Here is a 6,732-nt window from a genome sequence, read left to right as displayed (position 1 = left end):
CAGCCTCGACTAATTTATATATATCCTTTAAATTGTCTTTCAGATAAAAACGAAAGTCATCATTATCCTCAACCAAAAGAACCACCGGCTTTTTATTTGACCGCAGCTGTGTGACGATAGTTTCACCTTCATTATGGATAATTTCGTTTGCGCTGTCGTTATCAATGTCATCGTCCGATGGCGGGTCGATATCCCGACGGTTATAGATAACAAACGGTAGTTTAACGGTAAAGCAACTGCCGCGATCAGGCTCACTCTCAACAGTTATTTCACCTCCGTGCATCTTTACAAACTCATGCGTAATTGCCAGGCCGATGCCGCTGCCCTGGTTGATCATCGACTCCGGAATATCGTGCTGAAAAAAACGTTCGAAAATTTCACCTTGTTTTTCATGCGGAATACCAATACCGGTATCGATCACCTTAATCTCAAGCGGGGCATCGTCAGTTTCGCTATCTACATTAAGCAAGACGCTTACCTGGCCGCCAGGCTGTGTAAATTTAAAGGCATTTGATAACAGGTTAAACAATATCCTTTCTATCTTATCATGGTCAAAATCAGTAAACAGCGAATCGATCGTGGTATCAAAAATAAATTTGATCTCTTTTTGTTCAGCGATATCAGTAAATGAAAGATATATCTCGTTGATGAACTTCACAATATCCCCCGGCTTGCTATGTAGTTTCAACTCCTGAACTTCCATCTTCCTAAAATCAAGCAATTGGTTTACCATGTTCAACAATCGCCGGGCGTTTTTTCCTATCATGCCCAGTTGCTGTTTCTGTTCCTGATCAGCGCGGGTAAGCATTTTTTCGACCGGCGCCATGATCAGCGAAATCGGTGTCCTAAACTCGTGACTTACGTTGGTCAAAAATTTAGTTTTCAATTGATCAAGATCTTGCATTCGCTTAATTTCCTGCCGCTCCTGTTCAATTATCAATTTTGCTTCCTGCTTTTCTTTCTCGGCTATAAATTGTCTTCTTATTTTTTGTATTCCGCGCCGGCGTATAAAAAAGAGAGTCCCGGTAATCAGCAAAAGGTAAATAACATAGGCGATAGGCGATTTCCAGAACGGAGGTAATACCTTGATCTTTAATTTTATATAGCTGGGTTTCCATCTTCCCTCCTGTCCAATAGCCCTTACCTTAAAAGTGTAATCGCCTCCGTCAAGGTTGGTATAGGTAGCTTTCCGGGTAGCATTGTCTGCAGTAAGCCAGCCTTTGTCGAACCCTTCCATCATATACTGATGGGTTACTTTATTGGGGTTAAAGAAATTTAAGGCGGCAAATTCAATGGTGAACACATTTTCGCTGTGCTTCAGCGTCATCTCCTGTGTAGCCGAAATGGCTTTAGTTAATACAACATGGCCGTCAACTGCTTCATTGGCTGCTATGGTTTTGTTGAATAACTGAAAACCGGTAAAAATCAATTCAGGCTCATCTATATTCGGATGTATACTCTGTGGGTCGAAAATATTGAAGCCATGCGAACCTCCAAATACCAATTCCCCTTTACTGGTTTTTAAAGCTGCATTTACAGTGAACTCCCTGCCTTGCAGGCCATCTGTTTCATTAAAGTTTTCAAATTGAAACCTATAGGCGCCGTTGCCTGGTGTCAGTGTTATCCGGCTCAGCCCGTTTGACGTACTTACCCACATGGCTCCCCCTCTATCCTCTAATACCTTCGAAACCTGGTTGTCTGGCAACCCGTCCTTTTTCATCAGCGAGATGAAACGGTTTGTTTCGGGGTTCAATATGCTCAGTCCGTCCCTTGTCGCTATCCATATCAGGCCGCGGCTGTCCTGCGTGATACTATGGATGTCATCATTGATCAAACTGTTAGGGTCGTTTTTCTTATAATTATAATGTATAACGCCACGTCCGTTTTTTAATATTTTATCTATGCCCGCATATCCTCCTACCCAGAGATTTCCTTTGGTATCCTCAAAGAGTGCGGATATATAAGGCGACTTGATAGCCGTTTGCTTAACAGGAGCGAAAAATATTTTTTTTTCTCTTTCAAATATTTGCAACCCCGCCGCCGTGCCTATCCATAACCGGTTCGATGAATCTTCCAGGATATTCCACACCCGGTCATCAGCAATGCTGGTGGGCACCTTATCATTATGTTTGTAATGGATAAATTTTTTTTCGTCAAAATGGTCCAGCCCGCCAAAATACGTACCTATCCATAGTTGCTGGTTATGGTCGATACATAAACTAACTATAATATCACTGCTGAGGCTATTCGGGTTTCCCGGGTCGTGTTTATACTGGGTAAACCTGCCTGTTTTGCGATCAAAATAAATTAAACCGCCCCCGTTTGTCCCAATCCATAAATTGCCCTTTTTATCTTCTGCAAATTTATTAACATCTTCAAACTTAATACTCCCGGCATCTGAGGCAAAGTGCCTGTAGAGCGGAAACCTGATAATATTTTTATGATAATAACTTACCCCCTCTTTAAGCGTACCAGCCCATATAATGCCGGTGTTGTCTTTGTAAAGCAATACGGTGTTCTGTCCCAATGATTTTGGATCATCTTCCCTATTTACTAAATAAGTAATTTTTCCACTTTTTTTATCCAATACGTTTATTCCACCATGATCAGTGGAGATCCAGATAAGGCCGTCGTCGGCCTGAATAATACTAATGATGATGTTGGATGCAAGCGGTGTCTCTGCCGATTCTTTGGTGATGTACCGAAACCGACCCGTACGGGGGCTGTAATAATAAACCCCGGAATCCATATTGGGGTTAAACATCCAGAGATCGCCATCCTTGTCAATAGTTATCGAATAGTTCCTGGCTTTATTATTAGCCGCTTTTTTAAAAATATCGGTATGGTACGTAATTGCATTGCGTTTTACATTAAATAGCTCTACTACACCGTCGTTATAAGCAAGCCATAAATTCCCGCTTGCGTCCTGCTCCATATCTGTAACAGAATTTGAATATAATGATGGGTTGGAATTACCGTGATGATAATAATGCGTGGCAGCTTTTTTCAGCTCATTATACCTGTAAAGGCCCGAATCAGGACACAAGAACCAAAAGTCGCCTTTGCCGTTGTGAAGTATTTTGGAAATGAACGGATACCCGGGAAGTTTGAAAGAATAGAGTATCGGCAATACATCATTGTTAAACTGCTCCGTTTCTGGGTCATAAAAGGAATATCCGGTCGGGGTTGTTACCCATAATTTTTTGTCGGGGCCTTCAAAAATATTCGTTATAAAATCATCATTAATGGTGTTTTTGTTATTTGCGTCATGCTTAAATACTTTAAAAGTATAACCGTCGTAACGGTTAAGTCCCGATGCTGTACCAAACCACATGAAGCCTTTGTGATCTTTAAATATGCAATTAACCTGGTTGTGAGACAGTCCGTTGCCCGTATTGAGCCGTGAAAATTGGTATTGGCTGTTTTGCGCAAAGTTGTTGGTGTAAGCAAAAAGCAATGCTGAAACGACAATATAAAGTTTTACGCGCATTAAAATTTAGTTGAGATCTTCGAAATCAGGAACCTGGCACTTGGCAAGCCGGCACACTACCGTAGCATAAAAGTAAGATAAATTCGTAATTAACCAGATAAAAGTGGGAATTCCCTTGGATTAAAGGGAAATAAATAACTTCCTCTGAAGCAACCGGGTTGCCGATGCTATGGTACGGGCCACGCTCGAATTTACAGCCAATAAAGCTTATTACAGGTTGTCGTTAGGAGCAATCCTGATCACCCTGCTACATGCTAGAAAGATGGTTTCTATTTGTTCCTTTATAACAGGCCGTTCTTTATTTGACTGATTGTTGGAAGACACCCTTTTAATCCTTCCGGCACCGATTGCGTTAGTTCGTATTCCGCTACGCCAATCGGCTTGCCCATTCCTTTTAGCGCATATTCAGCAATAACCCTATTCTTTTCTTTACATATTAGAATGCCAATAGACGCACGATTTCCTTTGACATTCCACCGAGACGGTTCCCCTGAGCGTTTGGCAGACAGTTCCTTTTCGATGCCGTCAACGGTTATACGCAGGTAGACCGGCATTTCGCCGCCTTTGTAGTTTTTGGGGCGTTTTAAATAGGTTAATAACCCGAAGCTTTTTTCTAACATAACGATAGATTTTAAGTGAATAAATATCGAAATGCAATAGAAAAATGTCAAGATGTTCATCTATTGAACATCTTGATTGTCAGAGTATTACTGAACATTGGGTGAGTCATTGGCATCGGAGTAACGCTGACTACACGAATGACTCACCCAAATTATGGTTTTAAATGAATCATTTGCGATAACTCTTAAAGCACAAAAGCCTGTAAATCATACGATTTACAGGCTTTTGTTGTTGTTTATTATCAACCTTGGCGGTGAGGGAGGGATTCGAACCCTCGGTACAGTTTCCCGTACGTCAGTTTAGCAAACTGATCCTTTCGGCCTCTCAGGCACCTCACCAGTGTTAAAACATGTTCCCTTTTTTCGGGATTGCAAATATAGCAAATCGACCTGCCTGTCAAAAAAAAATTTGACTTATTAGCTATCCGCCTGATTATGTGTAGAATTATTTGAGAAATGCATCTGTTATTACGCGAAAAACAGCAACAAACCACTCACAACTCCCTCAAAAAATCACTCAAAACCTGCTAATAGTCTATCCGCACGTGATAAATGCTCATCAACATGCGTTTGAAGATGTTTTTTATGGTTTCCAGATCTTTCAGGGTTATGTTGCTGTCGTTTAACTGATTTTGATCCAGTTTGTATTTTACGATGCGATCTACCAGTACGCCGATAGATTCTTCGTCGGGCTCTTTCAACGATCGTGATGCCGCTTCTACCGAGTCGGCAAGCATCAACACACCTGCCTCTTTGGAGAAAGGTATCGGACCCGGATACCGGAAGATATTCTCGTTGATGAATTTTTCGGGGAAATTCTTTAAAAACGACTGATAAAAATAATCTACGCGGGTGTTGCCATGATGCGTACGTATAAAATCGATAACAATTTCGGGCAGGTTAGCTTTCCGCGCCATCTCTATCCCCTTGCTCACATGGCGGATGATAATCTGGGCGCTTTCCTCATATGGCAGCTTATCGTGTGGGTTGAAATGCGAACTTTGGTTCTCGATAAAAAACAGGGGGTTCTGCATCTTGCCGATATCGTGGTACAGGGCCCCTGCCCTAACCAGCAAAGCATTACCGCCGATGGCGTAGATAGCGTTCTCGGCCAGGTTAGCTACCTGTAGCGAATGCTGGAAAGTGCCTGGTGCGCTAAAAGCCATCTCTCTCAACAATGGTGCATTGGTATTGGTGAGCTCGATAAGGGTGATATCTGATGTGATGGCAAATACCTTCTCGAAAGCATAAATAAGCGGATAGGCCAGCAGGGTGAGCATTACGCTGCCTGCAAAAGGGAGGAAGTCCATCCAATCGATACTTGTGAACGAGCCCTCGCGAACCAGAGATATGCCCAAGAACGAAACAAAATAGGCAAAGGTGATGATGAGCGCAGAGATTAGGAATTGCTCGCGGCGTAATAAATTTTTGATGCTGTAGATAGATACCATGCCGGCCGTTATCTCGAAAAACGCAAACTCGAAGCTATTCGGCACAAAAAAACCGGCTACCAGCACCACCAGCAAGTGGATGTTGAGCGCAAGGCGCGTATCGAACAATATACGGATGATGATAGGAACGATGCAATACGGTATATAATACAAATTGCCCGGCCACTGTAATTTAATAGCCAGCGATAAGGTGGCCAGCATAGCAGTAACTACCAGCAATATAAGGCTCACCAGGCGGTTATCGTTATAAATATCCCTCCTGAAAAGATATAGGAATATCATCAGTAGCGTTATCACCAACCCAACCAGCAAAAACTGGCCAAGCAACACCAATTTATAGTTGCCATTGATGCGCGCATTATCCTCGAACGCTTTTTTGTAGGAGTTCAGTTTTTGGAAAGCCTCGTTATTGATAACCGAGCCTTTGCTGATAATGGTTTCGCCCTTTTGCACCATGCCACGGGTGATGGATAGGTTTTCAACAACCTCCTGCTCCAGGCGGGTGGTTAGTTTAAGGTCGTAAGCAAGGTTAGTCTGTAGCCTGTCTTGAAGCAGGTTCAGCATAAATGCCCGGTCTACATAGGGCACCTTGCCTATCGCATTATCGCAGTAGGTAATGGCTGTTTCGCGGGTGAAGAGGTCGGCTGTGTTGCGCTCAGTTGCTATGTTATTGCTTAGTATGGTTATTTTGTAATTGGGGCCGCCTTGCTGATATTTAGTGTTAGGTTTAAATATGCCGCGGTTGTAGACTTCGGTAAGCAGGTTTACGCCCGTCTCAAGATATTTGGATTTAAACTTGTCGTTTATGCCCGCCCCATGCCATTTTATCTCCAAATCGGTTTTAAAACCCTCTATCAGTTGCTTGCCTACATCAGTATTTAGCTGGTAAATAGGTGTTACGGTAGCCAGGGCGGCTTTTTGGTCGGCTTCTATTTCCTGGTTGGTTTTCAGTATAGCGAAGTTGTAGGGCGATATGAGGTCTTTTTGGTTCCAAATCCTCCCCTTTTCGTATTCGTAGCCGAATTTTGCCTGCTTGGGCAGCGCGAAAACGATAACGCTTACGCTCACTATCATCATAAAAAACTTAACGTTAAGGGCGTATTTGCGCAATAATGCCTTCTGCCGTGCCGATGATAGTTTTGCCATTGGAGTGTTTAACCTATCAAAAATA

General features: G+C 42.7%; 3 protein-coding genes and 1 tRNA gene. All 4 read right to left on the bottom strand.

Annotation, left to right across the window (positions count from 1 at the left end; genetic code table 11):
• Positions 1–3,490, bottom strand: a 3,490-nt coding sequence (locus tag AC1DYT_RS22810; protein ID WP_477471818.1) for a ligand-binding sensor domain-containing protein, incomplete at its 3' end; no start/stop codon positions are given.
• 281 nt (positions 3,491–3,771) lie between these two features.
• Positions 3,772–4,110: an Arm DNA-binding domain-containing protein gene (locus AC1DYT_RS22805; protein WP_477471817.1), complete on the bottom strand. Its 339-nt coding sequence runs from the start codon at positions 4,108–4,110 to the stop codon at positions 3,772–3,774.
• A gap of 249 nt (positions 4,111–4,359) precedes the next feature.
• A tRNA-Ser gene (locus tag AC1DYT_RS22800) sits at positions 4,360–4,449 on the bottom strand.
• Positions 4,450–4,637: 188 nt separating this feature from the next.
• Positions 4,638–6,707, bottom strand: a complete 2,070-nt coding sequence (locus AC1DYT_RS22795; RefSeq protein ID WP_477471816.1) for an HD family phosphohydrolase — start codon at positions 6,705–6,707, stop codon at positions 4,638–4,640.
• Positions 6,708–6,732: the final 25 nt, after the last annotated feature.

The sequence above is a fragment of the Mucilaginibacter sp. P1_D10 genome (assembly GCF_056406215.1).
This window is presented reverse-complemented; position numbering and strand designations above follow the sequence as displayed.